The organism is Carnobacterium sp. 1290_CSPC, assembly GCF_001053265.1.
Lineage (GTDB): Bacteria > Bacillota > Bacilli > Lactobacillales > Aerococcaceae > Aerococcus > Aerococcus urinaeequi.
This window is the reverse complement of sequence record NZ_JVVG01000009.1, coordinates 1-300: the sequence shown is the minus strand read 5'-3', so window position 1 is coordinate 300 and position 300 is coordinate 1. Positions and strand designations below refer to the sequence as shown.

The following is a 300-nucleotide window of genomic DNA, read 5'->3' as shown; positions in this document are numbered from 1 at the left end:
GTTGATTATCTTTTGAGTATCTCACACGAACTTTTAGTTACTTATACCCTGATGAATGAATTAAAATATGCCATTTCAACTCATGATATCAATATTTTCAATGAAATCCTACATAGGACTAAGAACCACACTTTGCCAAGTCGTACGAGAAGAACTATCAGAACATTAGTCAAGTTCTTGCCTTATATACATAACGCCTTAAAATATACTGTATCAAATGGTCCTACCGAAGGTATTAACAATAAAATTAAATTAATTAAACGAACAGGTTTTGGATATTCGAACTTCCATCATTTACGT

The 300-nt window shown here is 31.3% G+C and carries 1 protein-coding gene; it reads left to right on the top strand.

Translation table 11 applies throughout. From position 1 onward, the window contains the following. Positions 1-12: 12 nt before the first annotated feature. The coding region (locus AC973_RS10180) for a transposase (RefSeq protein WP_225968893.1) at positions 13-300 on the top strand (288 nt) is incomplete at its 3' end.